The sequence below is a fragment of the Streptococcus sp. ALY_208 genome (assembly GCF_058314295.1).
Window position 1 is genome coordinate 104,459 of sequence record NZ_JBZFUI010000006.1, and the last position, 23,234, is coordinate 127,692.

The following is a 23,234-nucleotide window of genomic DNA, read 5'->3' on the forward strand; positions in this document are numbered from 1 at the left end:
CATTTTACTCTACATTTTTTGATTTGATAGCCTATTAAAATGACGGTTACAACTCATCCACTGAATAGTACCTCCTATAAGCATTTTAACTAGACCGATTTGGCTGTGTTTATTTTACAAAAAGAAAGCAGCTATCCAACATCAAGAGAAAGTTGACTTCATTTTGAAATGAATTTTTAGTATAATGCCTGTAAATAAGAGCACTGACTACAAAGAAGGTAGTAAAGCTTTTGAAAAAGAATTAGAAGTGGAAGACGAATGGATAAAAAGGACAGTATCAATCTTGGACAAATGAAAAAAGCCATGGAGAATGCTGATTCAGCTGATGCTACATACTTGGAAAAGGCTAAATTTGCAAAAGAGGTATCTCAAATAGAACCTACTAATGAAGAGCTACCTTTTCTTCGTAAACATGTAGCACGAGTCTACAGTATATTCGCCCTTATGTTAGTCTATACAAGTGGGATTATTTGGTTTTTGTACTATCACCCCTCCCTCTATTTAAAAATTTTACAATTTACAACCCCATTCTAGTTGGACTATATGGGGATCATTGGGACTCCTTTTCTTATCTCTTATGATATGTGGGGTTTTTGAAAATCTTTTAATAAAGAGTATCAGTGCCTTCATCTTCCTAACTGGTTTTAGTATGATATCAACTATAGTTGGATTTATATATGAACCAGCGATTATCTTTAAAGCTCTAGCTGTGACCATAGCTATTTATATCGGAACCGCGCTATTTGGATTATTTACTAAAAAAAATCTAACTGGATGGGGGGCTCCTTTGTTCGGGGCACTTTTGGGTCTGATTGTAGCGGGACTTTTCCAAGGTTACTTTCATAATTCAACACTTGATTTCATTGTGACGCTTGTTGATATCGTTGTTTTTACTCTATATATCATGTATGACAATCAGATGATTAAAGTACGTTTTTTGGATAAATATAGAGACAACGTACCTGATAGCCTTGCTTCTTGGTGGGCATTATCGTTGGATAGTTCTATTGATATCTACCTCGATTTTATCAACCTCTTCTTAGATATCCTTTCTTTGTTGTCTAGTGATGACGATGATTAGTACTTGCATCCTAATACTTTTCCATTTTTTCTTCCCTTCTACTTTTAATGCTGAGACAAATCAGAAAGATCTCTAAGACAGAATGGGGCATAAGTCAATCACTGCAACTATGGACACCTATGCTGAGTTAGCTCCACATAAAAAAATTGAAGTAATTGGCACATTTCAAAGTAAACAAGAGGATTTAGGGAATAAGCAGTAACGCTACATTTATATTTACAGAGTTGTAAATATGCTGTAAAGTCAACAGTTGCAGCGTTATAATTTAACTTTTACAGGGCTTTTTTCAAATGTCACTGTAATGCACTAGAATGAGTCTTGAACTCTACGTTCTCTATACTATTTTAGGAGCAAGGATTGTTGGTAGTCCAACGCATGGAATGGATAAAGAAACTTGACAATGATATTTTTGAAATTCGCTCAAAAGTATCTTCTAATATTCAACGTGCTCTTTATTTTCATGTGGTTGATAACCGATATATTATCACGCATGGCTTTACGAAGAAAACACAAAAGACACCAGCTAGTGAAATTCGACACGCTAAGAAATTAAAAAAAGAATTCGAGGAGAGCGATCATGACAACCGTTAAATTTGATGATTCTTTACAAGATGAGCTGAAAAACAATGATTTCAAAGCTGGCTATCTGGGTGAAAAGGCTATTTTAGAAAGTGCGATCGCTGTCACTAATGCTAGACAAAAGGCTGGACTATCTCAGCGAGAACTTGCTAGCTTGTCGCATGTTCCCCAATCAACTATTGCACGAATTGAACGTGGCAATAATACCAGTATTGAAACTATGAGTAAAATTGCTTTCGCTCTTAACCAACCGCTCACTATTCATATTGGTTGATAATATAGTTTAAATTTAAAAAATCCTATGAAATATTAATTTTCATAGGATTTTCTTATGTAAACGTACGTTTTGTCTGATGGTAAATTCACATCATACTACTGGTTCTGTCGGTAAGTTCATTCCTTTCCAACCTTCAAAAGCTCCTGCCAATTCATAAGCCTTGAAACCAGCTTTATAAAGGGCAAGTAGCGCTTGTTTACCTAAAATTGTCCCGCCGTTCCAATCATAAACGACATAGGTTTTGGTTTTATCCAGATTTGACAAATGTTTGTGAAGTTCTTTAGCTGGTATTGCCTCTGCCCCTTTAATTTGCTCTTTCTTCATCGCAGCCGGGGCATTTCGGATATCTAAGATGATATAGTCTTCACTGCCGCTTTTCATAGCTTCTAAGAGGGTATGATGGTTGATATAAAGCCCTAAATACATTTCTAAAAATTCAACTTTGTCCATTGTTTTCCTTCACTTTCTTTTTGAAATACTGATAAAAACCTCTTTTTGCCAATCGGTGAGATTTGAAATAACACTTTTTTCTATCTGTCTCATCTCTTGCCACTTCTCTCTTACCAGATCTTCGCCTTTACTAGTTAGAACCACTAAATTTTGTCGTCTGTCCTTTGGATTTTGCTCGCGTTTCACAAGACTTTTTTGCTCAAGTTCATCAATTAATTGACCGACTGTCGTTCTATCGATCGACATGAGCTCTCCGATTTTGATTTGTGTCATAGCGCTGTGGGTTGTAAGGGTGACCAAAATACCATAACCTCTTGAATCTATGCCACAAGACAGCAGACTCTGTGAGAACAGCTTATCCATCTCTTGGGCTACTTTACTAAGGGCATATCCCCATGACTCCTCTAACCTCAAACAATCACCTCCTCTGATTATCAGTTTTACTGATTATATAGTTTATCCTGTCAATTGTCAATTAAAAAAGAGAAAGGATAAAAATCCTACTCTCTAAATAAATTCCTATCTAAGGTACCTCTAACTGATTATACTAACGAAGAAAATGAGATAGCTTATCAGAATATGTCTTCAAAAGTGATGGTGAATATACTTTTTCACCTGCTGAGTCTCTGACTTCTTGCCAAAGGAGGGAGGCTACTTTCATTTTATTTGAATATAAGGAGCTGTCAGGGTCTTTACAAAAATCTTTTAAAAATTGGTTCCATTGGCAAACCGAATGATCATATTTAGCATAGTCAGATTCCCCATAGTAAACCTTTAGCATATCCTGAATCGTAAAGTGAGTGTCTCCCTCTTTTTTGACCTTGCGCCAAGCCGTTGCCATATTAGCTGTAAATGTAAAGGGAGAAACACCGGTTAGAGTCGCAAAATAATCTCTAAAAGTCCTATTAAAGGAGAAGCCGCATTCTAGTAAGGGCCTGTCGATAGTTATGACGTCCATTGATTTCTCTTTGCGGTCTTTTTCTTTGGCTTGATGAGATTGCCCTTAAAGTATTCCTCTATCACATGATTCGGCTCTTGTTTAGTGCCCCGATGTTCCAATCCAAGAGACTTGCATAAGTGAGAGAGTTCATCTCGATACCAGTAGTACTGATTAAAGTCATCAAAAGATGTTAATTGTTCAAACTTAGGTCTGCTTGTTGTCATATCCGATCCCCTTAATCTTAATTACATCCAATCTTTTAAGCCTGGAAAGATTTTTTATTAATAAGCAATAGTCTCTTGATTAGCTAGAAGTCGAGTGAGGAAATTTCGATCAACAATGTGGATCTCTTGTCCTGATTTCCTTAAGGCATCCTTATCCATTAAAGCCTTGGTCAGCTTAGCTACTGTAACTGGATGGATAGCAAGGTAGTCAGCAATTTCCTGATATTTGAAGAATTTTGGCAAAGCATAGCGATCATTGACCCAGCGACTATGCTCTAGTAAAAAGCGGCAATAGCGTACGGAGACCGACTCGTCCATGAGACTTTTGAAGTGTTGGATAAGGTTAATATTATTTTGAGTCAATGTCTGAGTCACTATCGTCAAAAAGTCACTATCAGCTAGGAGGTCATCGAAGACTTGATGACTGATGCGATACACTTGGCAGATTGTCTTTGCTTGGATACTAAAAGATCCCCAGAAGACATCTGTCTGAACCAGTTGATGGTGAAGAAAGGGAGCAAAGCTGATCACCTTGGGGCCTGTATGGTAGGCGTATACCTTTTCACGTCCACTAGCTGATCCCGACAAGAGGGCACAGGTTCCACTTGCCAATAGATAGATAGCATCTGTGTTTCCGTCCTCATCAGATCTACTGATATAACTCCCCTTTTCAAAGGTCATCAGCGTCCCTAAGGAAAAATAATCACTTAAAGTTTTCATAAACCCTCAAAATCTTAGTCTAGACTATATTTTTTATTTTTATTTTACCGTAAACTAGGAGCATCAACAAGGAAGCGAGGACCATCTGATGAAAAAATTTTTGATCCCCCTTATAACTCTTATCGCCGTTGCTGTTTTAGCTATTGGATTTTTTGCCTTGAGGTCGACCAGCAGCTCTAGCCAGTCAAGCTCTACTGCAAAAACAACCCGTTCATCAACGACGCAATCTAGTATCGGTCAAGTCAACAATGCTTTGGCAGAAGACGAAGATACTCTCATTAGTGATACCAGCTCTAAATTCAAGCAAGTGGACTACACTGATGAAAAAACCGGTAAAACCATCACCTACAATGTCTATCTACCAGAAAATTACGATGAAAACAAAGAGTATCCAACCGTTGTCTTCATCGGCGACAGCAGCACAACTGGTGATGATGCTACTAAGTCTCTAACGCAAGGGCTAGGGGCTAACGTATGGGCTAGTGATGATTGGCAGTCAGTCAATGAAGCTATCGTTCTAGTTCCATCCTACCCTGAGACCATCTTGGACGATCACGGCAGCTATACAACGACTGAATATGTCGAGTTGACCAAGCGCTTTATCGACTATGCAAGCGAGAAGTACGCTGTTGATACTGACCGTATCTATGGTACTGGTCAGTCTATGGGAGCCATGACGACCTTGCTCCTTGCTAGCCAATACACTGATCTGTATGCGGGTATCATGATTGTCGATGGGCAGTGGGACATCAGTAAGCTCTCTGGACTGGAAGGTCAAAACATTGTCTATTTCGCTGCAGAAGATGATGAAAATGCCTGGGCTGGTATGCAGGAAGTCATGGACATGTATGATGAAGATGGTGAATCTTATAGCTATGCCCAATGGAACGGCTCTTGGACACCCGATCAGCTGACTCAGGCTAGTAAAAAACTGACATCCAATGGCAATAAAGCCTACTTCATCTCCTGGAAGTCTGGCACTATCGAAGCTGACGATTCGGGCATGGGCGGTAGCTCTGCTTACCATATGGCCAGCTTTGACTACGCTTATCGCTCCATTGCCATGATGGAATGGCTCTTCCAACAGGAGAAATAGTAAATCTTTAAAAGAGTGTGTGAAACAGTAATCAAGTCCAAATCTATGCTTGGTTACTGTGCACACTCTTTTTCTTTGTTCTTAGAGTTTTAGATTAGCACAGTCTATCAAGTAGGTTTACTCTGGGGTGACAATCTGGTTAAGATCATGCAAGGACTGTTGGAAGCTAATTATTTTGTATCATCAGGTTTTAGGTAGAGGTAAAAAGTTTTATGGTATAAGTCCTAATCCCTTTATTTGCAGGCTTTTTAAGCCTATGTGAGAATAATAATGGCTACAAAAAAGCTTGTCGTTTACCGAGTATTAGGGTGATGGAGCTTTTACTTTTATGCTATACTATTGTCAATTTAAAATCGCAAGGAGGTGTCAATATGTTTGTCAAGAAAATTGGTATTGTCAGTCTGTCTAGTGGCATTCTAGGAGAAAGCTTTGTCAAGCATGAGGTCGCAATTGGGAGTAAACGATTAGAAGATATGGGACTGGAAGTCACTTTTCTTCCCCACGCGCAGTTGGGAATAGACCAGTTAAGCCAACATCCTGACTATCGTGCACAAGACTTGCTCACGGCCTTTAGGGATGATAGCATCGATATGATCCTCTGTGCGATTGGTGGAGACGATAACTACCGTTTGCTGCCTTATCTGTTTGATCACAATGAATTAGCCCGTGTTGTAAAACCTAAGATTTTTCTGGGCTTTTCTGATACAACTGTCAATCACTTCATGCTTCATCAGCTGGGGCTTAAGACTTTTTACGGCCAAGCCTTCCTTACAGATATTTGTGAGCTATTTGATGATCTCCTACCGTACACCAAACACTATTTTTCAGAGTTGATCGAAACAGGTGGCATTAAAGAGATCCGACCCAGTCCTATCTGGTATGAGGAACGACAGGATTTTAGTCCCAGTGCTGTAGGGCATGCAATGCCTAGCCATCCGGACCAAGGCTTTATCCACTTGCAGGGTGCTAAAACGTTTGACGGAGAGATCTTGGGAGGTTGTCTGGATTCTATCTATGACCTTCTTAACGGAGATCGCTATCCTGATAGTCCTCAACTTTGCCAAAAGTATCGCCTCTTTCCTGACTTATCTGATTGGCAGGGCAAAATTCTTCTCCTTGAGACCAGTGAGGAAAAGCCAAGTCCAGAGAAGTTTCGGCAGATGATCCGTACTTTGGGTCATCAGGGGATTTTCGAGGTCATCTCAGGCCTACTCTTTGGGAAACCCCAAGATCAAGCTCATCAGGAGGCTTATCACCATATTCTCCTCGAAGAGATTGCCAATGATGACCTCCCTATCGTTGCCAACCTAAATGTCGGTCACGCCACACCAAGATGTATCGTCCCTTTGGGAATCCCTGCACAGGTGGATGTTATTAAGCAAAAAATTGTTTTTGGAACCTGGGTAGATCAATAACTGATTATTACTGTTTGAAGCATTTAATCGCTGTATTCTCTGAGAGCTAAGACTTTCGTCTTAGCTCTTTTTCTTGAGTAGTGTCTAGCATTAGCAGTAATAACATAGAGGAAGTGATCATCCTTCTATTCTCGGAAGAGAGATGCACGCCCTAAGTCCTGGATTTTGAAAAGTAAACAGGATGCTGCCTCCATGTAATTGAACGATTTGCTTACTAATCAAAGTTCCCATACCATGGGGTGCATAGTTACTGGTTTTATTATTAATTTCTTCAACTTTTTCAGGAGAAATATTCCCATCATCCTCAACAATTAGTTCAATACCTGTACTCTGCTTAACCAGTTTGATAAGTAGATTTACATTGTCATTATGCATCAAACTATTTGTTATCAGATTAGTAATGGCTCGGTTCAGTAGGTTTATATCTCCCATCACATAAACTTCCTCCTCTGGCAATTCAAAGGCTAAATTTACCTTTTGCTGATAATTATAAATATCAGCAATAATTTCTCTCAATAATCGGTTAATATTGACAGGCTGAGCATGGTCCCAAAAATCTTGTTTATCCAGAAGGTAACTCATATTAAAATTAGCTAAAATCTCTTCCATTTGGTGAACTTTACTCTCAATCTTTTCCAATCGAGGGTCTGCCCCTAGTTCTTGGCTTAACTGATTAGTATAGCTTAGGATTAGTGTCAAAGGATTGCGTAAATCATGACTCACTCCCCTGACCCAATGATTTTTCTTATCTTGATTATCCTGTAGGATCTGAGACGTTTGATTTAGAGCATGTTTAATTTCAGATAGCTCTCCTCTTTCATCTAAATTAACAGGTTGATATTTAGATAAAGATTTTAGTCCTTGACTCACTGGTTGAAAAGCTTGATGTAACCTCCACTGCGCTCTTAATGAGAATACGATATAAATAGTAACCCAAAGGATACCAATTCCTACCATTAACCAGAGCGTTCTATACAAATCTTGGATTAAGAAAAAATTCCTAGGAAATTTAAAATAGCTGTCCTTGGGATAACCAAGTATAATTAGTCGATCACTTACTTGATAGGTAAAAATAGGATAACCTCCCAAGTACCACCTACTTCCTTTGGCTATATCAATAACAGAATACTTGCGATCCAGTGAATCAGGAAGTCTGTAAGAGTCCGTAATTTCCCCTTTTTCAGTGACGGCCATCATCCAAACATCTTGCTGAGATAATAATCTTTTATCCTTAGAAGATAGACCTCTATACTCTCCATTTTCAATTAAATTCCCAGCTAAATTTTCTGGTGAAGTCGTTCTTTGCTCAGAATAGTGAAAAATTATTCCACTTCCTAAAAGAAGCAGTCCTAGAGATATAACTAGGGTTAGCAAAACAGTAAGAATATAGCGAAGAAATAGTCTGGAAAAATATGCTACTGTTGTCATTTAATCTACCTTCAACTGATATCCAAGTCCCTTGATTGTCGTTAAATATCTTGGTTTTGAGGGATCCTTTTCAATTTTTTGACGTATTTTACGGATGTGAGCCATTAAAGTATTTTCATATCCCATATAGCTTGCTCCCCAGACATTCGATAAGAGGTTGTCAAAAGTTACAATTTTATTACGATTATCTACTAATACTTTTAAAATCGCAAATTCTTTTGCTGTTAGAGAAAACTCCTGCCCTTCACGATTAACAAGAGCTCGCTCAAAATCAATCACCGTATCTCCCAATCTAATTTGATCAGTATACTGTGGATAGGACCGACGCAGTAACGATAACACGCGCAGTTCTAGCTCTCTTGGCCTAAAGGGCTTAACAATATAATCATCTGCTCCCATCTCAAACCCTTGATATTGACGCTCAATATCCGATACTGCTGATAGAAATAAAACAGGTATTGTAGAAAATTGGCGAATGGCCTTTAAGACATCAAAACCCGAACCATCTGGAAGCATAATATCTAATATCGCCAAGTCAACGCTTGTATGATTAATTATTTTCAGGGCATCATCCACAGATTGTGCTGTCAAAAGATGAGAAAATCCTGCAATTTTCATCGTTTCAACAACTAAGTCTAAAATTTCTTGATGATCATCTAAGATTAAGATTATTTTTTCCTGATAAGTCATATAGGTAGTATAGCACACTCTATTTCCTTACTTAAGAGAACAATTATAAATTAAGGCAAAAGTAAGGAAGAGATCAGGTTAGCATAAACACCTTAAGCTATACTCACTATTAGAAACAATAAAAGGGGGTCTCTCATGACAAATACTATCATTCTAAAGCAGCTCACTAAATCTTACCAAAATCACACTGTTGTCTCAATCGATCATCTCTGTATTAAGTCTGGTGAAATTTATGGATTTCTGGGGCCCAACGGAGCAGGGAAATCAACAACTATGAAAATGATCTTATCCCTTATTAAGCCAACGTCTGGGAATATTTACATCAACGGTCAAACTATTACAAGCAACAATCATTATCTTGATGAAATAGGATCAATGATTGAAGAACCATCTTACTATCCCAATTTAACGGGCTATGAAAATCTCCTGGTTTTCCAGAAAATGATAGGATTTGATTTAAATAATATTCAACCAACTTTGGAACTCGTAGGATTAGGGGAACAATTAACTGAAAAAAAACTTGTCAAAAACTATTCACTCGGGATGAAACAGCGTCTAGCTTTAGCATTCGCTCTAGTTAAACGTCCTAAAGTACTCCTGCTGGATGAACCAACAAACGGATTAGATCCTGCGGGAATTCATGATATTCGTCAACTTATTATCAAACTTGCAAAGGAACAAGGATTAACTATTTTTATCTCTAGTCATATTCTTTCTGAGATTGAGCACATGGCTGATCGAGTTGGCATTATTTCTAATGGTAAGCTAGTCTATGAAGGAAATCTTAAAGCTATTAAAGCTAATACTTGGATTGATATTCGAGGTTACTTTACAGAAGCTCGTATACAACAGCTGTTGGCTCAGCAGCCAAAGTTAACTATTTTAGAGGCTAGTCTTAATTATTTAAAGATTAAGGATATTGACGATGACTCTTTAGCCTACCTTGTTACTTTTCTAGTCCAGCAAGGTATCAATCTTTTTCATATTAGCCGTCAAAAAGAAAGCCTAGAAGAAATTTTTCTAAAATTAACCAAGGAGTCTTGATATGCATACAATTTTACAGATTGAGCAACTAAAAAATAAACGAACCAAGGCCTTTACATTAGTAAGCCTTATCATGATAATTGGACTATTTTGGTTACTTATAGCAAGTGGACGAAGTACTAGATCAGCCGCCTTCTTTTCTAATGTAGATACGCTGACTCTAGTTTTACCTTTAGCTATCAGCAGTTTTTGTAGTCGTATCACCAGCAGAGAAAAAGAAGGACATACTTTTAAATTGCAAGTCAGCAATGGTCAAACGTTTAGTACTATTTACCACAGTAAACTTCTTTTTGCAATGAGTTATTTTATTTGTATTACCATTATGTATGTTGGACTTGAAGTGGTAACACTATGGATTACACATCGACCTATGGTAGGGGCAACAGTCCTTATCGCCCAAATATTAAATATTATTTTAGTCAGTTTTCTTCAGATTTGTCTTTACTTAACTCTTGCATTGACACTGGATAAACAAGGTTTAGTCCTTGCTATGGGATTTGTCGGGACTTTTATTGGCATGTTGTTACAGCCACAAACACATAATTGGTGGAGTTTTCTGGTTCCTTGGTGTGGGATAGGCTACTTGGCTCCTTATCATATGACCTTTCATAAAATTATGATCTTCTCTCCTAATCCACATCTTATTTGGAAATTCTTCATTTACTTTCTCTACAGCTTATTTATCTATATCGTTACACAATTCTATCTTTCTAGAAGGGAGCTAGCTTCATGATTGCTTACATCTCTGCTGAATGGCTCAAACTCAAAAAAGGCCAATTATTACTAGTTGGGAGTATCTTTCTTAGCATCGCCAGTTTTACTGGACTAACTAACTATTATATTAACCGTCCTGACTTTGTAGACGGCACACAGTCTATCGTCATGTGGGGACAGTTGACAATGTTTTACAGCCAAATTTTTCTTCCGGCTATGCTAGCGATCTTCGTAGGTATCAGCCTTACACAAGAATTTGAGCATGCTACTCTAGATATGCTCAAAGCCAACCAAACTTCCATAAGGCAATTACTATTAGCTAAATTAGTAACACTGCTAATTATTCTAATACCTTTTCAGCTTCTTCTTGTCACCATATGGGGACTAGCGTTGACCATTGATGGTCACAGTATTTATCACGAATTCCTTATGCACATCAAATGGAGCATTCTTTCTCTTTGCGGCAGTGCCACTATTCTAAGTCTCCAAACTTTCTTGATAGCCAAAACTAGAAATTTTGCTAAATCGGTTATGTTTGCTGCACTGGGAACTATAGGTGGTTTTGTTCTCTTATTACTTGGTAGGGGTTATGAGATCTTTCCTTATACTCAACCCGCTCTTGCTCTACGTAGTCGGGAGTTTACTGATATGTCTTGGCAAGGTTGGACTCTATTTCTGATACTTAACCTCTCCTATTCCTTATTCTTTATATTCCTAGCTAGGAGAACGTTAACGAAAACCTCTTAAATCATTCATTGCGTAAGTATTAGTCTCTTAAAAAGCAAATTTTCAGATCCGTTCGTACTGTTCTAGATTTACTAGGTTGACTCAGTAGTTGGTCATAACCAAGTCATTTCAATTAAGATAAGCCATAAAACAAATGATGCTCATCTTATTTCTAGCCATGGTAATTTATCAGTAAAACCAAAGCAATCAATCCTACAGGCTGGGAACTTTTGTTCCAGCCTATTTTTAGTACTGATCTCAGCTATAAAAAAATTATATATAAAATATTGACACACTCATGTAAAAGGATTACACTATGGGTGTAAAATTTATATATATTTTTTTGATATATGTGGAAAGGAAAAAGATTATGGCTATTATTACGAAACTTAGAGGTTTGACACCTCTTACAAAGTCTATTTTAATGACTCTTATTTATTTGGTAATGAGCTTTTCAGCTTATGTTTTGCCTATTATGTTTGGGGTTACCTGGTTTTTCACTCGGAAGATTGATCAGGTTCCTTGGAGCTCTTTGGCATTAGGCGTCAGCAAGAAAGCTCTGCGAAGCTTTGGGATTGCTCTCGCCCTAACTGCGGTCATTGTTTTTCTAGGTTCTGCTATTTCCAGATATTTACTCCAGGATAGTATTTACCATATTCCTAGCTCTGTTGGTCCAACTAAGATCGCTTTGAGTCTGGTCATGGCTTTTGTGGTTGCTTTTCTTATGCAAGGCTTCCCAGAAGAGTTGGTCTTTCGTGGCTATTTAGTGCAAACCCTAAGCACCAAGTATAACCAATTAACCACAATGACTTTATCTGTTGGTCTCTTTACAGCTATACATGCTACTCATCTTGTCATGGAGGGTTTTCTATACGGCTGCTTGACCATGTTTTATGCCTTTAGCTTTGCTTGTCTGGCTTATCTGCTAAAATTCTTATTCCAGACGACTTGGGCTGCTGTAGCTGTTCACGGCGGTGTACACTTGACAAGGATGTTGCTCATGTTTTTTGGTTTTGCTGAGTCTAATCAAGCCATCTTTATCCAAGGTATTTTATTGCTACTGGTATCGCTTGCCTTGCTTTATACCTTAAAAGACCAGTTAGCTGCAAACACTCATATCACAAAGGAGGAAAAATCATGATTACGATTAAAACCATGTCAACTTGGAAAATTATTGGTATCTGCCTGTTAGCCTTCCTGGCATTTTGGCTCAGTGGTAACTGCTCTGTCTTGATCTATCAGGGCTCACAATGGCTTGGTCTTGCTCCTATTTTTAGCTATGGACTGTTTGCCCTTAGTTACATAACTCTATCTCTACTGTCCCTCTATCTGATCATCAGTAAGGTCATCCATCTAGGTTTTAAGGATTTTCGTATTAATCTGACTTTTCCTCACTGGTCTTGTCTCCTTATCGCCTTTCTTATGCCCTTAGCTGTTCAGGTGCTCTTACACTTGCTGGGCGGACGCAGTTATCTGGATAATGATTTGTATCAGACTATTATCCTAGGAGGAGTCGCAGCTCCCATTGCTGAAGAGCTCTTCTTTAGAGGGTTTATCATGAGACTGCTGGAAATCAGATATTCTATCGCCATTGCTATACTTTTGCCGTCCTTTGCCTTTGCAGCTCTACATTTGCTAAATGGCGCACTGCCTCTTATAACCGCCCTTCAACTGTTAGTGGCTGGAACTGCTGTGGGGGTCCTCTTTTCCCTGACGACCTATCTAACTGGCTCTGTTGTCAATAGCATTGCCATCCATGCGATTTGGAATCTCATCATGGGAGTCATACTATTTAAACAAGACTCCTTCTTATTCGGTGCCCAATACGGTTCAGATATTTCTCCTCTAGCAATTTTAGCGTATGTGCTAGCTAGTGTCACGATCTTTTACCTCTTTAAGAAGAACAATCATCATTCTGATTGAGCCAGCCACTATTTAATCATTGATAGAAAATCTTTAAGACGCTCCACAAGAATAGCCCCAGTTAGAGATTAACTGAGGCTATTTTCTAAAGCTGTTTTAACCCTTGGCTACAAGTAGTATTATTTGTGATAAACCTTCCTCCATGATTATCATTTTTATAATTTATTTTTATTTTTTGTTTAACTTTTTTTAAAAAATATTGATTTTTTTAAAGTTATAACCTATAATGACATGGAGGTGGCATCAATGAATATCGACTGGTTTTTATTTTTGGACGATGAGGATCGTGAGTTTATTAGAAAATTCGTTATAAGTTCTGGTTCTCTAAAAAAGATTGCTGCAGAGTATGATGTTAGTTATCCTACAGTCAGGTTGCGATTAAATAATATTATCGATCAAATACGACTTTATCAAACGCAAGGTCATCCCTTTGAAGCAAAAATTATGAAAATGGTTATTGAGGAAAAAATTTCTTTAGAAGTAGCCAAGGAAATTATCACTTATCACGAGGAGGACTAATATGTCAATATTGTTAACCATTGCTCTCACTGCTATTGTTATGTATATTCAGCATTGGCTGGGGTACCATGAACATTTTATTTTAGTGTGGATTCTTCCGATCTTATTTATTATTGTCTATATTGTCCTTATGGTACTAGAACCTACTTTTGATTTTCGTAGTCTCATTACACCGTTTATTGGACTTTTTTCATTAGTAATTGCAGCAGGGGATGGACAGTCTAAAAAAGAGAAAGAAGTCAAAAAAGAATTAGATAAAATGAAAGCAAAGGATTACTCAAGCCAGTAAATTTCAGCTGCATTAAGTATTAAACTCCCCTTATCTACTTCTGGATAAGAGGCTCATTTCTCGATAGAAGTTTTACTAAAAATCCTAACCAATCATACTGATATACTATAGTAAGGAGTCATTATAAATGAAGAAACGAACCAGTATCATTCTAGTCTTAATCGGAATAATAGGACTCATTATCCTTTGGTTTTCAACAACAGCCGTGCTTAGAAACTATTATCAAAACCAGACGAAAAAAGAGTGGAGCTTTTCTAAATCCCATGCAACCTTTACCAATAAAGAAGCTAAGATACAGGTGCTCAAGGCTACTAAAATCCCTCTCCAAAACGATAATTACGCTGTTCGCATTCATTATAAGATTACTAATCTCACCTCAAAAGCTGAGGATGGGTATAGTCTTATTTTAGATACGGTCGATAAAATTACCAAAAATAAAGAAGAAATAAACAGTGTTAGTGTCATTGGTCATGATAAGGAAGAAGATAAAGATGCTAGCTCTGTCAACATTGCACCAGATGAGACTAAGGAGGTTGTTCATGATTACGATGTTGGACAACTCGGGACACCGATCGTCATTCATTTTAGAGATTCTGACTATAACGCTGTTGCCAGCTATTCTATGAAAACTGATAATCTTCCTAATGCTCCACTTTCGGCTATTGATATTCCTACATTCCCATCAACCGACGCCGATACAAGTACACCATAGAAAAAACATACGATCCAGACTTTTGGGATCGTATGTTTTATTAATCAGACTGGGCTTTTATAAGCTGGATAAAATTATCGGTGAAGTTAGCCGTCATTCCCCAGAGATTTTCACCGGCTAAATCGTAGAAGAGAATGGTCCGTTTATCCTGACCGAAATTATAATCAGCACCTTGAGGCAGACGCTCCAAAGGAAAATCTGGTGATGGCTGAGCCTTTGCTATTAAGTGATAGGACTTAGGATTAGTGCTTAGGAGGTCTGTCAATCTAATCGTAAAGAGGCGATCAACTTCATCGGGGTTGGGTTTTAAGGCTCGCCAATCAGTAAAGAGGACGGCGACAAAGCAGTGAATGCTGCTACCTTGATAAAGGAGGTAGTCAATCTCACCTAATACCTCAATGCTGCTGGCTGAGATATTCAACTCCTCCGTCGTTTCCCTAATAGCAGCTTGCTCATAGGACTCCCCTGCTTCTACTCGTCCACCTGGAAAGGCGACCTCTCCAGGCTGAGAAATGGTTTGACTTCTTACTTGGTACAAAATTTCCCAATCTTGAGTTTCCTTGTCCCACACCAAGGGGAGTAAGACGGCATAGCGTTTCGTCTCACCTAGGGGCTTGGGATGGTAATGGGTCAAGATCTTTTTAAAATCAATCATCAGCAGGTTCCTTATCAGCTTATTTTTATTATAGTACCATGTTTAAGGGCAAATCGGCAGCGATTCGCCCTTTTTTATCTATATAAATATTTTATATATTTAATCTTGACATATCCTCCTATTAGCGCTATGATTAATATATAAAATTAATATACATAAAACCTTAGGAGGTACCTCTATGTATTATCCTGTATCCTCCGTCCTTATTGAGACCCTAATTCTATCTATTGTAGAGAAGGGGGATTCTTATGGTTATGAGATCAGTCAAACCATAAAACTCATCGCTAATATCAAGGAATCAACTCTTTATCCTATCCTTAAGCGATTAGAGAAAGCTGGCTTGATGACAACTTACAGTCAAGACTACCAAGGACGCAGACGAAAATACTATGCTATCACTGATGCTGGACGAGATGATCTCAAACAGCGCAAGGAATCTTGGCAGGAGCACACGACCACTATCGACGGCATCATAGAAGGGAGCATACGCCATGACAAGAAATGACTACCTAAAAGAGCTGGAGCGCTACTTAAAAAAATTACCGCCCACTGACTATGAAGAGGCTATGGACTATTTTACGGAATATTTTGATGAAGCAGGTCCTGAAAATGAAGCCAAGGTTATTCAAGAATTAGGCAGTCCCAAAGAAGCTGCTAATGAGATTCTCAACACCATCTTAGATGAAAAGACCCAGCAATCAGGGGTTTCTCCTAAGAGTCATGCTACCATCATTTGGATTGCTATCTTAGCCGTGCTAGCATCACCTATCGCTTTTCCCCTAGCCCTCACGATGATTGCCTTAATTTTTTCTTTGGTTGTCATCATTTTGTCACTGATCCTTTGCATTTTCCTAGCTGCTGTTGCTAGTCTGTTATCTGTCTTTCAATTCTTATTTGATAGTGTTACCTACTTTAATATTAGCTTTGCGGCTGGGATGCTCAATGTGGGATCGGGGCTTGCTCTCTTAGGCATTACTCTTCTTCTCATACTGTTGGGCATTGAATGTTCACGCGCTGCTGGTCATGGTACGGTCAAACTGGTAAGTTGGATTGCTAAGAAAGGAAAACGCTCATGAAAACCTGGAAAAAATTCTTACTGATCACTGGTATTAGCCTCAGTCTGATCGGTGGTCTACTGGTACTCATCGGACTGCGGCAAGGGGGACTGAGGGACGTTGCCAATCACCTGCGAGAGGATCGCAACTATGTTTCAACTGACCTCGGCCAGATCAAGGCGATTAACATTGATACCTTTAGCCATAATGTCGTCATCGAAGAAACAGCTGATAAAAATGCCAGTATCACTTACTACCAAAATAAAAAATCCCCCATTACAGTCAGCAATGACAAGGGGCAACTAACTATTAAAAATAAGGATAAGGTTGAGATCAATGTGTTTGGTCTTAAGGATTTGGGACTGATTCAACTCGGTCGTGATATAGATACTATTGTCATCAAGGTTCCCAAAGGCACTAAGATTAGCAAGATTAGCGCCCTTAATGATTTAGGTGATCTCGATATCTCCAAACAATCAATCAATGATCTGGAAGTCAGCGGCAACCTTGGCGATCTTAGTATCGATCAAAGCCAGGTCAAAAAAGGGCAACTGGACTTGGATACTGGTGATGTAGAAATCAGCAATAGTCAGTTAGCCGACTTTGACATGACCCTTAGTGCTGGCGATGTCGAACTAGATAGGGTTACACTAACGAATAGTAGCATGGATGCTGACACGGGTGATATTGATGGCTCCTCTCTCACCTTTAATAAGACCAACCATATCTCTGTAGAAACTGGTGATGTTGACTTAGAGCTGGCTGACTACCGATTGAATATCAGCAGTGACAGTGAGGTAGGTGATGAGGATATTACCGATGAGCTCAGCACCTCTCATGATAACTTCCTTGATATTCAGGCCGATACAGGCGATATATCTGTGGATTAACTGATAAGTAAAAGAGCTAGGCTCAAGCCTAGCTCTTTTATAATGTTATTAATCAATCTTAGTGATATTAACAGCTTGAGGGCCACGTTGACCTTCTTCAATATCAAAAGAAACTTTTTGTCCTTCGTCAAGAGACTTGAAACCAGTTGACTGGATAGCTGAGAAGTGTGCAAAGACGTCTGGACCATCTTCTTGAGTGATGAAACCAAATCCTTTTTCGCTGTTAAACCATTTTACTGTACCTTGTGCCATTGAGTTACCTCTTTAAAAATTTATTTGTAAAAATATTAAGAGGAAAAACAAAAGATCACTAATACTTCAACTCAAAAAATTATTACTCTCTTACTTTAACAGTATTATGGCATTAAGTCAAGTCATGTCTCTTACTTTTTGATTATAAGATAACTCTTCCCTCCAACTTAGCACCTAGAGGGGTAAGCAGCATATTTGCAGTCTTATTTTTCCAAAAGAAAGAGAGTGGGACACCTCCAACAGTTCCCCAAACTGTTGAGGTGTCACTTGCATGGTAGTTAAACAGTCCAGTGGACTGTTTAAGGGGGTGCCTGAAAATAAGAATGCGCCCCAAGATAAGGACTACCAATCAGCAGTGATTCATTGGTGCTAAAGCACCTAATGAACTGTGCAGGGGTAAGACTAAAGTTGGCATAGCCAACAAGTCTTACTCCCAACCACTGGAAATTGACTAAATAAATAAGGCTGAGAACTTTTGTCTCAGCCTCTTCAAATATTTAGACTCAGCATTAAAGCATTTTGTTGTAGAATTCAACGATAAGGGCTTCGTTGATTTCTGGATTGATTTCGTCACGTTCTGGCAAACGTATCAATGAACCTTCAAGTTTGTCAGCATCAAATTGGACAAATGATGGACGTCCCAAAGTTGCTTCAACAGCTTCCAAGATCGCTGGGACTTGAGCTGATTTTTCGCGAACTGAGATCACTTGACCTGGAGCAACACGGTATGACGGAATATCAACACGTTTTCCATCCACAAGAATGTGGCCGTGGTTAACGAATTGACGAGCTTGGCGACGAGTAGTTGCAAGACCCAAACGGTAAACAACATTGTCCAAGCGACGTTCAAGCAAGATCATGAAATTGTAACCAAGTGTTCCTTCTTTGATCTTAGTAGCTTGTACAAACAAGTTACGGAATTGTTTTTCACCCAAACCGTAAGTGAAGCGCAATTTTTGCTTTTCAGCGAGTTGCAAACCGTATTCAGAAAGTTTTGAACGGTTGTTTGGACCATGTTGTCCTGGTACGTAGTTACGACGTGCCAACTCTTTACCTGTACCTGTAAGTGACAAGCCAAGGCGACGTGATTGTTTCCATGATGGACCTGTGTAACGTGACATTTAACTGTCCTCCTCTAAGTTAATAAAATACTGAGGAAATAACGTCTTAGGCAAACCTAATTCGTGCAGATGCCCTTCGCCTAAACAGCCAAGGTTACTGGTTTTTCAGAACATCTGTTGACGAGCTTTATTTTGCCCTGCTGTTATTTCACACAAAGGTTAGTATAGCATAGAAAAAAGGCTCTGTAAAGCCTTTTAGAGTTTACTGGTAAAAAACTAGAATAAAACTAGAATAGAGATATTCCCAGTTCTTGTGCTTTTCCTCTATACAGCTTAAGCCTCGTCATCTATATAACGGATAAGAGTCTTTTCAGTCAGGATATCAGAATAGGTATAGGATTCCACATAGGTGTTACTGATTTCTCCGGGATTATTGGCACGGTCGCTGTATTCCACGATAAATAGGGAGGGATAAACCTCGATCAAGCGGCCAATCTTGGTCTTTTCACGCTTACGGCCGTGATCTAAAGTCATCTCAACTTCTTTTCCTTCATGGTTTTTGACCGCTTCTTTGATTTTTTTCATTTTTGCTACATCTGTAAATGCATCACTCATGGTTGCTTATTACCTTTCTTCAAACTGGGCGATAGAGGAGAATTTGTTGTATTCTTTTTGGAAAATCAGCTTAACCGTTCCACGTGCACCGGCACGGTTTTTTTCTAGGATAACCTCGATCGTATTATCTTCAAACTGATCATTGCTTTCTTTTTGATCACCACGCTCATAGTAGTCATCTCGGTAGAGGAAGGCGACAATATCGGCATCTTGCTCAATCGATCCGGATTCACGGATGTCTGATAAGATAGGGCGCTTATCTTGTCGCTGTTCAACTCCACGTGATAGCTGACTGAGAGCGATGACTGGAACCTTTAATTCCTTAGCCAGGATCTTAAGCTGGCGAGAAATATCAGAGACTTCCTGCTGGCGATTCTCAGTCCTGGTCCCAGTAATCAGCTGGAGATAGTCAATGACAATGAGACCTAGACCCCCGACTTCTTGGGCTAATTTTCGAGATCTGGCACGAATCTCGGTTACCTTAATCCCCGGGGTATCATCGATATAGATAGGCGCATCAGCCAAGGTTCCTTGAGCTAAAGTGAGATTTTGCCAATCTTGATCGGTCAGCTGACCTGTACGTAAGGCATGGGAATCCACCATGCCTTCTGCTGCCAACATCCGATTGACTAGGCTGTCTGCTCCCATTTCTAGGGAGAAGATGGCAACTGGCGCATTTTGCTTGGTTCCTATATTCTGGGCGATATTTAGGACAAAGGCTGTCTTACCAACGGCTGGACGGGCTGCTAGGATAATCAGCTGATCCGGATGCAGACCTGTTGTAATCTTGTCTAAATCTCTGAAGCCCGTTGGCAGGCCGGTCACATCTGATGTCTGCTTGGAGCGCTCTTCTAGGCTTTCGTAGTTTTCTTTGAGGACTTCTGCAATCCGCTTAAAGCCACTGTTGCTAGTGCGCTCATTGATATCCACCAAAGCTTTTTCCGCATGGGCGATGATATCATCTGACTCCAATGAACCATCATAAGCTTCGTTGACAGTATCTGTCAACTTGCTGATGATATTGCGCAGCATAGCCTTCTCGGCTACAATCTTGGCGTAATATTCAGCATTGGCACTGGTTGGCACACTATTGACTAACTCAACAAGGTAAGCAATCCCACCAATATTTTGAAGATCATCTTGACTATCTAAGATAGCACGGACAGTCGTCGCATCAATGGCATCATTACGGTCATTGAGCGTGATCATAGCCTTGAAGATCACTCGGTGAGAATACTTGTAGAAATCCTCAGGCTCGATATATTCACGTACAGAGATTAGCTTCTCTGGACTGATAAAAATAGATCCAAGTACTGACTGTTCAGCTACCAAATCCTGGGGCTGAACACGTAATTCCTGAGTATCTGCCACTCTAGCTCACTCCTTTTAGACTGTTATCGACTTATGCTCTGCTTTCTGTAACCTTGAGCTTGATCTGTGCGTCAACTTCCTTGTGAAGTTTGACAGGGACTTCAATCAGACCGATAGCACGGATGGGCTGCTCCAAGTCAATCGAGCGTTTGTCAACTTTGATGCCAAATTGCTTTTGTAATTCTTCTGCGATTTTCTTAGCTGTAATTGATCCGAAAGTTCGACCATCTGGTCCTACTTTTTCAGTAAATTGCAGGCGTGTTTCTTCCTTTTCAAGCCTAGCCTTGAGATCTTTAGCTTCTTGCAAGATTTCTGCTGCATGCTTATCTTCAGCTTTCTGTTTACCTTTCAGCTCGTTAATGGCTTGGTTCGTAGCTTCTTTGGCTAGGTTCTTTTTAATCAGGAAGTTTTGGGCATAACCTGTTGGAACTTCTTTGACTTCGCCTTTTTTACCTTTGCCTTTAACATCTGCTAGAAAAATAACTTTCATATTAGTCTTCCTCCTCAAGTATTTGGTCAATGATTTGGGTTAATTTTTGATAGGCTTGGTTGACAGTCGTGTCATCCAGCTGACAAGCAGCAAGGTTAAAGTGACCGCCACCTCCCATTTCTTCCATAATGCGTTGGACGTTGATGCCATCGCTAGAGCGTGCTGATATGGCGATCTGTCCTGAGGCATTTTTGGCAATGACAAAGCTGGCATGGACATTAGCCATTGTCAACAAGGTGTCAGCTGCTTTACTTGCAATGACATTGCTGTAGGTCTGGTTTTGATCACCTCTAGCAATCATGATGCCATTCCCATAGTCCTGGCCTGTCAAGATGAGCTCATTGACTCGGCGGTAATCCTCGAAATCAGTCGCTGAAATTTGCTGGATTTCCGTACTATCACTGCCTAGACTTCTTAAGTAGCTGGCAACGTCAAAAGTACGATTGGTCACCCGAGTTGAGAATTTCTTGGTATCTAGCATGATCCCAGCCATCAAGACACTGGCTTGTATTTTTGTCAACTTTTCCTGCGCATTTTGGAATTGGAGCAGCTCTGTCACTAGCTCGCTGGCACTGCTGGCTCCGCTTTCGATAAAGGTCAAGACAGCCTTATCTGGGAAATCTTCGTCCCGTCTATGGTGGTCAACAACAATGACTTCTGTAAACCTGTCGTAAAGCTCCCTAGAGAGCGTCAAAACCGTTTTGGAGTGGTCAACCATGATCAGTAAATCATTTGAGCTGGCCTTACTGAGAGCCTCCTCAACTGTGATCAGGCTGGTCTGTCCGTCTTTTTGAATTTTTTCAATGGCACGGGCAACATCTGCATTTAAATCGTTCTCATCAAAGACAGCATAGCTGGCATCCATAATATTGGCAGCAAAGCGCTGCATCCCGACGGCTGCACCAAGTGCATCCATGTCCATATTTTTATGACCTACTATGAAGACTCTGTTGGCTGACTTGATCCGATCGGAGATAGCTGTCATCATAGCTCTGGTCCGCGTCCGTGAGCGCTTGACCGTCGATACTGTTCCTCCACCAAAGTAGAGAGGGTTCTTATGATCATCGGTAGCATTGATGACCACTTGGTCCCCACCTCTCATCAGGGCAATATTAAGATTTTGCTGAGCCATTTGTCCAATCTCTTGGTGGTTATCTTCTCCATACGAGATCCCCATACTCAATGTCAGAGGCAATTCAAGCTCCTTGGCTGCTTCTCGGAACTTTTCTAGGATCGTAAATTTATCCTCAATCAGGGTCGATAGGACCTTGTAATCTGTAAAGAGGTAAAAGCGATCAACACTCATGCGGCGATAGTAAATATGCTGGCCTTGCGCAAACTCTGAAATAAAGCTAGCCACAAAACTATTGATCTGGGCAACATCACTGTCGGAAAGATTAGCCGTGGTATCATCATAGTTATCCACTGAGATAATCCCAATAACTGGCTGTTTCATCGAATCGTCGCCAGCAGCGTCACCACTAGCAGAGTCAAAGAAATAAAATAGACCTGCTGAAAGATCAAGATTGACAATATAAGTGTAATCATTGATCTGGATACGGTAGTTGGCTGAACCGGATTTTTTTTCTTGAATGATCTTACGTAATAGGTCGACATCCATCTTGCCGTCTTCCTTAGTAAAAATCAATTCTGCATAGGGATTGAACCAGCCGATCTCATCGCTTTCTGGATCAAACTGAACCACACCAACCGGCATTCTATCTAAGAGCGTCTTTAGACTCAGCTCCGTCTGGTCATTAAGGCGCTCAATCTGCTCTAACTCAGAGAGTTCATAGGCCTGTTTTTGGTAGTAGAGCAGCCCCACCATAGCCACCAAAACAAGAAAGATGGCCAGTAAAAGAGCTGTCTCAGTGTGTACAGTCTTGACACAGATGGCAAGAATCCCAAAGAAGATCAAACCAATCATGACCAAGTGGATGGTCTCTAGTCGAATTTTTCTCATTAAATTTAACCTCATTAATCTCTTTATTATACCACAAAAAAGCCTAGAATCCTAG

Annotated in this window: 29 protein-coding genes and 1 pseudogene; 17 read left to right on the forward strand and 13 right to left on the reverse strand. The window is 39.6% G+C overall.

Translation table 11 applies throughout. The features are described from left to right. Window positions 1-258 precede the first annotated feature (258 nt). From AC4HAI_RS07100 to AC4HAI_RS07115, 4 genes are all read left to right on the forward strand, one after another. Window positions 259-534: a hypothetical protein gene (locus tag AC4HAI_RS07100; RefSeq protein ID WP_491111026.1), complete on the forward strand. Its 276-nt coding sequence runs from the start codon at window positions 259-261 to the stop codon at window positions 532-534. A gap of 7 nt (window positions 535-541) precedes the next feature. Further along, window positions 542-1,081: a Bax inhibitor-1 family protein gene (locus tag AC4HAI_RS07105; protein ID WP_491078724.1), complete on the forward strand. Its 540-nt coding sequence runs from the start codon at window positions 542-544 to the stop codon at window positions 1,079-1,081. Window positions 1,082-1,456: 375 nt separating this feature from the next. Then, window positions 1,457-1,672, forward strand: coding sequence for a type II toxin-antitoxin system RelE/ParE family toxin (locus AC4HAI_RS07110; RefSeq protein ID WP_491078725.1), 216 nt, complete (start codon window positions 1,457-1,459; stop codon window positions 1,670-1,672). Beyond that, the gene (locus tag AC4HAI_RS07115; RefSeq protein WP_491078659.1) at window positions 1,659-1,934 is read left to right on the forward strand and encodes a helix-turn-helix domain-containing protein; all 276 of its coding nucleotides are present in this window, start codon (window positions 1,659-1,661) and stop codon (window positions 1,932-1,934) included. The genes AC4HAI_RS07110 and AC4HAI_RS07115 overlap by 14 nt, the downstream gene beginning before the upstream one ends. Window positions 1,935-2,027: 93 nt before the next feature. On the opposite strand, the gene AC4HAI_RS07120 is transcribed toward AC4HAI_RS07115, so the two are convergent. From AC4HAI_RS07120 to AC4HAI_RS07135, 4 genes and pseudogenes are all read right to left on the reverse strand, one after another. Further along, a complete protein-coding gene (locus tag AC4HAI_RS07120) occupies window positions 2,028-2,387 on the reverse strand; it encodes a rhodanese-like domain-containing protein (protein ID WP_491078660.1) in 360 nt (119 codons plus the stop codon). Between the two features lie 9 nt (window positions 2,388-2,396). Next, a complete protein-coding gene (locus AC4HAI_RS07125; protein ID WP_491078661.1) occupies window positions 2,397-2,801 on the reverse strand; it encodes a MarR family winged helix-turn-helix transcriptional regulator in 405 nt (134 codons plus the stop codon). Between the two features lie 133 nt (window positions 2,802-2,934). Then, window positions 2,935-3,551: pseudogene (locus tag AC4HAI_RS07130) on the reverse strand (SAP domain-containing protein). Window positions 3,552-3,608: 57 nt separating this feature from the next. After that, window positions 3,609-4,271 (reverse strand): Crp/Fnr family transcriptional regulator, encoded by a 663-nt coding sequence (locus tag AC4HAI_RS07135; protein WP_491078662.1) that lies wholly within the window; start codon window positions 4,269-4,271, stop codon window positions 3,609-3,611. An 88-nt stretch (window positions 4,272-4,359) separates the two neighbouring features. On the opposite strand from AC4HAI_RS07135, the gene AC4HAI_RS07140 reads away from it, so the two are divergent. Both AC4HAI_RS07140 and AC4HAI_RS07145 read left to right on the forward strand, forming a co-directional pair. Then, window positions 4,360-5,367 carry a carboxylesterase family protein gene (locus AC4HAI_RS07140; RefSeq protein WP_491111028.1) on the forward strand — a complete coding sequence of 336 codons (1,008 nt, stop codon included), beginning with the start codon at window positions 4,360-4,362 and terminating at the stop codon, window positions 5,365-5,367. Window positions 5,368-5,738: 371 nt separating this feature from the next. Continuing rightward, window positions 5,739-6,782 carry a S66 family peptidase gene (locus AC4HAI_RS07145; protein WP_491111030.1) on the forward strand — a complete coding sequence of 348 codons (1,044 nt, stop codon included), beginning with the start codon at window positions 5,739-5,741 and terminating at the stop codon, window positions 6,780-6,782. 117 nt (window positions 6,783-6,899) lie between these two features. Here AC4HAI_RS07145 and AC4HAI_RS07150 read toward each other — a convergent pair whose 3' ends face one another. Further along, window positions 6,900-8,210, reverse strand: coding sequence for a sensor histidine kinase (locus tag AC4HAI_RS07150; RefSeq protein ID WP_491111032.1), 1,311 nt, complete (start codon window positions 8,208-8,210; stop codon window positions 6,900-6,902). Continuing rightward, the gene (locus AC4HAI_RS07155) at window positions 8,211-8,900 is read right to left on the reverse strand and encodes a response regulator transcription factor (RefSeq protein ID WP_491111034.1); all 690 of its coding nucleotides are present in this window, start codon (window positions 8,898-8,900) and stop codon (window positions 8,211-8,213) included. A gap of 135 nt (window positions 8,901-9,035) precedes the next feature. Here AC4HAI_RS07155 and AC4HAI_RS07160 point away from each other — a divergent pair, with 135 nt between their 5' ends. The 8 genes from AC4HAI_RS07160 to AC4HAI_RS07195 all read left to right on the forward strand — a co-directional run bounded on the left by AC4HAI_RS07160 (window position 9,036) and on the right by AC4HAI_RS07195 (window position 14,827). Further along, window positions 9,036-9,944, forward strand: coding sequence for an ABC transporter ATP-binding protein (locus tag AC4HAI_RS07160; RefSeq protein ID WP_491111036.1), 909 nt, complete (start codon window positions 9,036-9,038; stop codon window positions 9,942-9,944). Between the two features lies 1 nt (window position 9,945). Then, the gene (locus tag AC4HAI_RS07165) at window positions 9,946-10,677 is read left to right on the forward strand and encodes an ABC transporter permease (RefSeq protein WP_491111037.1); all 732 of its coding nucleotides are present in this window, start codon (window positions 9,946-9,948) and stop codon (window positions 10,675-10,677) included. After that, a complete protein-coding gene (locus AC4HAI_RS07170; RefSeq protein WP_491111038.1) occupies window positions 10,674-11,405 on the forward strand; it encodes an ABC transporter permease in 732 nt (243 codons plus the stop codon). The genes AC4HAI_RS07165 and AC4HAI_RS07170 overlap by 4 nt, the downstream gene beginning before the upstream one ends. Window positions 11,406-11,754: 349 nt before the next feature. Further along, window positions 11,755-12,525 carry a CPBP family intramembrane glutamic endopeptidase gene (locus AC4HAI_RS07175; protein ID WP_491111040.1) on the forward strand — a complete coding sequence of 257 codons (771 nt, stop codon included), beginning with the start codon at window positions 11,755-11,757 and terminating at the stop codon, window positions 12,523-12,525. Further along, window positions 12,522-13,307 (forward strand): CPBP family intramembrane glutamic endopeptidase, encoded by a 786-nt coding sequence (locus AC4HAI_RS07180; protein WP_491078668.1) that lies wholly within the window; start codon window positions 12,522-12,524, stop codon window positions 13,305-13,307. The genes AC4HAI_RS07175 and AC4HAI_RS07180 overlap by 4 nt, the downstream gene beginning before the upstream one ends. A 252-nt stretch (window positions 13,308-13,559) precedes the next feature. Then, complete coding sequence (locus tag AC4HAI_RS07185; protein ID WP_491078726.1) at window positions 13,560-13,826, forward strand: DUF2089 family protein; 267 nt, start codon at window positions 13,560-13,562, stop codon at window positions 13,824-13,826. Between the two features lies 1 nt (window position 13,827). Then, the gene (locus tag AC4HAI_RS07190) at window positions 13,828-14,115 is read left to right on the forward strand and encodes a hypothetical protein (protein ID WP_491078669.1); all 288 of its coding nucleotides are present in this window, start codon (window positions 13,828-13,830) and stop codon (window positions 14,113-14,115) included. A gap of 127 nt (window positions 14,116-14,242) precedes the next feature. Next, window positions 14,243-14,827 (forward strand): DUF5067 domain-containing protein, encoded by a 585-nt coding sequence (locus AC4HAI_RS07195; RefSeq protein WP_491078670.1) that lies wholly within the window; start codon window positions 14,243-14,245, stop codon window positions 14,825-14,827. A gap of 40 nt (window positions 14,828-14,867) precedes the next feature. On the opposite strand, the gene AC4HAI_RS07200 is transcribed toward AC4HAI_RS07195, so the two are convergent. After that, window positions 14,868-15,482: an NUDIX hydrolase gene (locus tag AC4HAI_RS07200; protein WP_491111041.1), complete on the reverse strand. Its 615-nt coding sequence runs from the start codon at window positions 15,480-15,482 to the stop codon at window positions 14,868-14,870. A gap of 178 nt (window positions 15,483-15,660) precedes the next feature. Between AC4HAI_RS07200 and AC4HAI_RS07205 the strand changes: the two genes are divergently transcribed. The 3 genes from AC4HAI_RS07205 to AC4HAI_RS07215 are packed head-to-tail and all read left to right on the forward strand — an operon-like array spanning window position 15,661 to window position 17,427. Then, on the forward strand, window positions 15,661-15,987 hold the full coding sequence (locus tag AC4HAI_RS07205; RefSeq protein ID WP_491111042.1) for a PadR family transcriptional regulator: 327 nt from the start codon (window positions 15,661-15,663) through the stop codon (window positions 15,985-15,987). After that, window positions 15,974-16,558 carry a DUF1700 domain-containing protein gene (locus AC4HAI_RS07210; RefSeq protein WP_491111043.1) on the forward strand — a complete coding sequence of 195 codons (585 nt, stop codon included), beginning with the start codon at window positions 15,974-15,976 and terminating at the stop codon, window positions 16,556-16,558. Before AC4HAI_RS07205 ends, AC4HAI_RS07210 begins: the two co-directional genes overlap by 14 nt. Beyond that, window positions 16,555-17,427 carry a DUF4097 family beta strand repeat-containing protein gene (locus AC4HAI_RS07215; RefSeq protein WP_491111044.1) on the forward strand — a complete coding sequence of 291 codons (873 nt, stop codon included), beginning with the start codon at window positions 16,555-16,557 and terminating at the stop codon, window positions 17,425-17,427. Before AC4HAI_RS07210 ends, AC4HAI_RS07215 begins: the two co-directional genes overlap by 4 nt. 48 nt (window positions 17,428-17,475) lie before the next feature. Here the strand turns inward: AC4HAI_RS07215 and AC4HAI_RS07220 are convergent, their stop codons facing one another. The 6 genes from AC4HAI_RS07220 to AC4HAI_RS07245 all read right to left on the reverse strand — a co-directional run bounded on the left by AC4HAI_RS07220 (window position 17,476) and on the right by AC4HAI_RS07245 (window position 23,179). Then, the gene (locus tag AC4HAI_RS07220; RefSeq protein WP_491111045.1) at window positions 17,476-17,679 is read right to left on the reverse strand and encodes a cold-shock protein; all 204 of its coding nucleotides are present in this window, start codon (window positions 17,677-17,679) and stop codon (window positions 17,476-17,478) included. 509 nt (window positions 17,680-18,188) lie between these two features. After that, window positions 18,189-18,800, reverse strand: coding sequence for a 30S ribosomal protein S4 (gene rpsD / locus AC4HAI_RS07225; RefSeq protein WP_491111046.1), 612 nt, complete (start codon window positions 18,798-18,800; stop codon window positions 18,189-18,191). Window positions 18,801-19,073: 273 nt separating this feature from the next. After that, entirely contained in the window at window positions 19,074-19,355 is a 282-nt protein-coding gene (locus AC4HAI_RS07230) for a Veg family protein (protein WP_491111048.1), read from the reverse strand. A 9-nt stretch (window positions 19,356-19,364) separates the two neighbouring features. After that, window positions 19,365-20,726, reverse strand: coding sequence for a replicative DNA helicase (gene dnaB / locus AC4HAI_RS07235; RefSeq protein ID WP_491078678.1), 1,362 nt, complete (start codon window positions 20,724-20,726; stop codon window positions 19,365-19,367). 31 nt (window positions 20,727-20,757) lie between these two features. After that, window positions 20,758-21,216, reverse strand: a complete 459-nt coding sequence (gene rplI / locus AC4HAI_RS07240) for a 50S ribosomal protein L9 (protein WP_491078679.1) — start codon at window positions 21,214-21,216, stop codon at window positions 20,758-20,760. Between the two features lies 1 nt (window position 21,217). Further along, window positions 21,218-23,179, reverse strand: coding sequence for a GGDEF domain-containing protein (locus tag AC4HAI_RS07245; RefSeq protein WP_491078680.1), 1,962 nt, complete (start codon window positions 23,177-23,179; stop codon window positions 21,218-21,220). Window positions 23,180-23,234 lie beyond the last annotated feature (55 nt).

Bases quoted from the DNA above. Each gene is read 5' to 3' on its own strand.
- AC4HAI_RS07205 (WP_491111042.1), top strand. From the start codon at position 15,661: ATGTATTATCCTGTATCCTCCGTCCTTATTGAGACCCTAATTCTATCT.
- AC4HAI_RS07160 (WP_491111036.1), top strand. From the start codon at position 9,036: ATGACAAATACTATCATTCTAAAGCAGCTCACTAAATCTTACCAAAAT.
- AC4HAI_RS07195 (WP_491078670.1), top strand. From the start codon at position 14,243: ATGAAGAAACGAACCAGTATCATTCTAGTCTTAATCGGAATAATAGGA.
- AC4HAI_RS07220 (WP_491111045.1), bottom strand. From the start codon at position 17,679: ATGGCACAAGGTACAGTAAAATGGTTTAACAGCGAAAAAGGATTTGGT.
- AC4HAI_RS07120 (WP_491078660.1), bottom strand. From the start codon at position 2,387: ATGGACAAAGTTGAATTTTTAGAAATGTATTTAGGGCTTTATATCAAC.
- AC4HAI_RS07200 (WP_491111041.1), bottom strand. From the start codon at position 15,482: ATGATTGATTTTAAAAAGATCTTGACCCATTACCATCCCAAGCCCCTA.
- AC4HAI_RS07100 (WP_491111026.1), top strand. From the start codon at position 259: ATGGATAAAAAGGACAGTATCAATCTTGGACAAATGAAAAAAGCCATG.
- AC4HAI_RS07110 (WP_491078725.1), top strand. From the start codon at position 1,457: ATGGAATGGATAAAGAAACTTGACAATGATATTTTTGAAATTCGCTCA.
- AC4HAI_RS07230 (WP_491111048.1), bottom strand. From the start codon at position 19,355: ATGAGTGATGCATTTACAGATGTAGCAAAAATGAAAAAAATCAAAGAA.
- AC4HAI_RS07155 (WP_491111034.1), bottom strand. From the start codon at position 8,900: ATGACTTATCAGGAAAAAATAATCTTAATCTTAGATGATCATCAAGAA.
- AC4HAI_RS07145 (WP_491111030.1), top strand. From the start codon at position 5,739: ATGTTTGTCAAGAAAATTGGTATTGTCAGTCTGTCTAGTGGCATTCTA.
- AC4HAI_RS07135 (WP_491078662.1), bottom strand. From the start codon at position 4,271: ATGAAAACTTTAAGTGATTATTTTTCCTTAGGGACGCTGATGACCTTT.
- AC4HAI_RS07175 (WP_491111040.1), top strand. From the start codon at position 11,755: ATGGCTATTATTACGAAACTTAGAGGTTTGACACCTCTTACAAAGTCT.
- AC4HAI_RS07190 (WP_491078669.1), top strand. From the start codon at position 13,828: ATGTCAATATTGTTAACCATTGCTCTCACTGCTATTGTTATGTATATT.
- AC4HAI_RS07150 (WP_491111032.1), bottom strand. From the start codon at position 8,210: ATGACAACAGTAGCATATTTTTCCAGACTATTTCTTCGCTATATTCTT.
- AC4HAI_RS07245 (WP_491078680.1), bottom strand. From the start codon at position 23,179: ATGAGAAAAATTCGACTAGAGACCATCCACTTGGTCATGATTGGTTTG.
- rplI (WP_491078679.1), bottom strand. From the start codon at position 21,216: ATGAAAGTTATTTTTCTAGCAGATGTTAAAGGCAAAGGTAAAAAAGGC.
- AC4HAI_RS07180 (WP_491078668.1), top strand. From the start codon at position 12,522: ATGATTACGATTAAAACCATGTCAACTTGGAAAATTATTGGTATCTGC.
- AC4HAI_RS07170 (WP_491111038.1), top strand. From the start codon at position 10,674: ATGATTGCTTACATCTCTGCTGAATGGCTCAAACTCAAAAAAGGCCAA.
- AC4HAI_RS07140 (WP_491111028.1), top strand. From the start codon at position 4,360: ATGAAAAAATTTTTGATCCCCCTTATAACTCTTATCGCCGTTGCTGTT.
- AC4HAI_RS07210 (WP_491111043.1), top strand. From the start codon at position 15,974: ATGACAAGAAATGACTACCTAAAAGAGCTGGAGCGCTACTTAAAAAAA.
- AC4HAI_RS07215 (WP_491111044.1), top strand. From the start codon at position 16,555: ATGAAAACCTGGAAAAAATTCTTACTGATCACTGGTATTAGCCTCAGT.
- AC4HAI_RS07165 (WP_491111037.1), top strand. From the start codon at position 9,946: ATGCATACAATTTTACAGATTGAGCAACTAAAAAATAAACGAACCAAG.
- AC4HAI_RS07115 (WP_491078659.1), top strand. From the start codon at position 1,659: ATGACAACCGTTAAATTTGATGATTCTTTACAAGATGAGCTGAAAAAC.
- rpsD (WP_491111046.1), bottom strand. From the start codon at position 18,800: ATGTCACGTTACACAGGTCCATCATGGAAACAATCACGTCGCCTTGGC.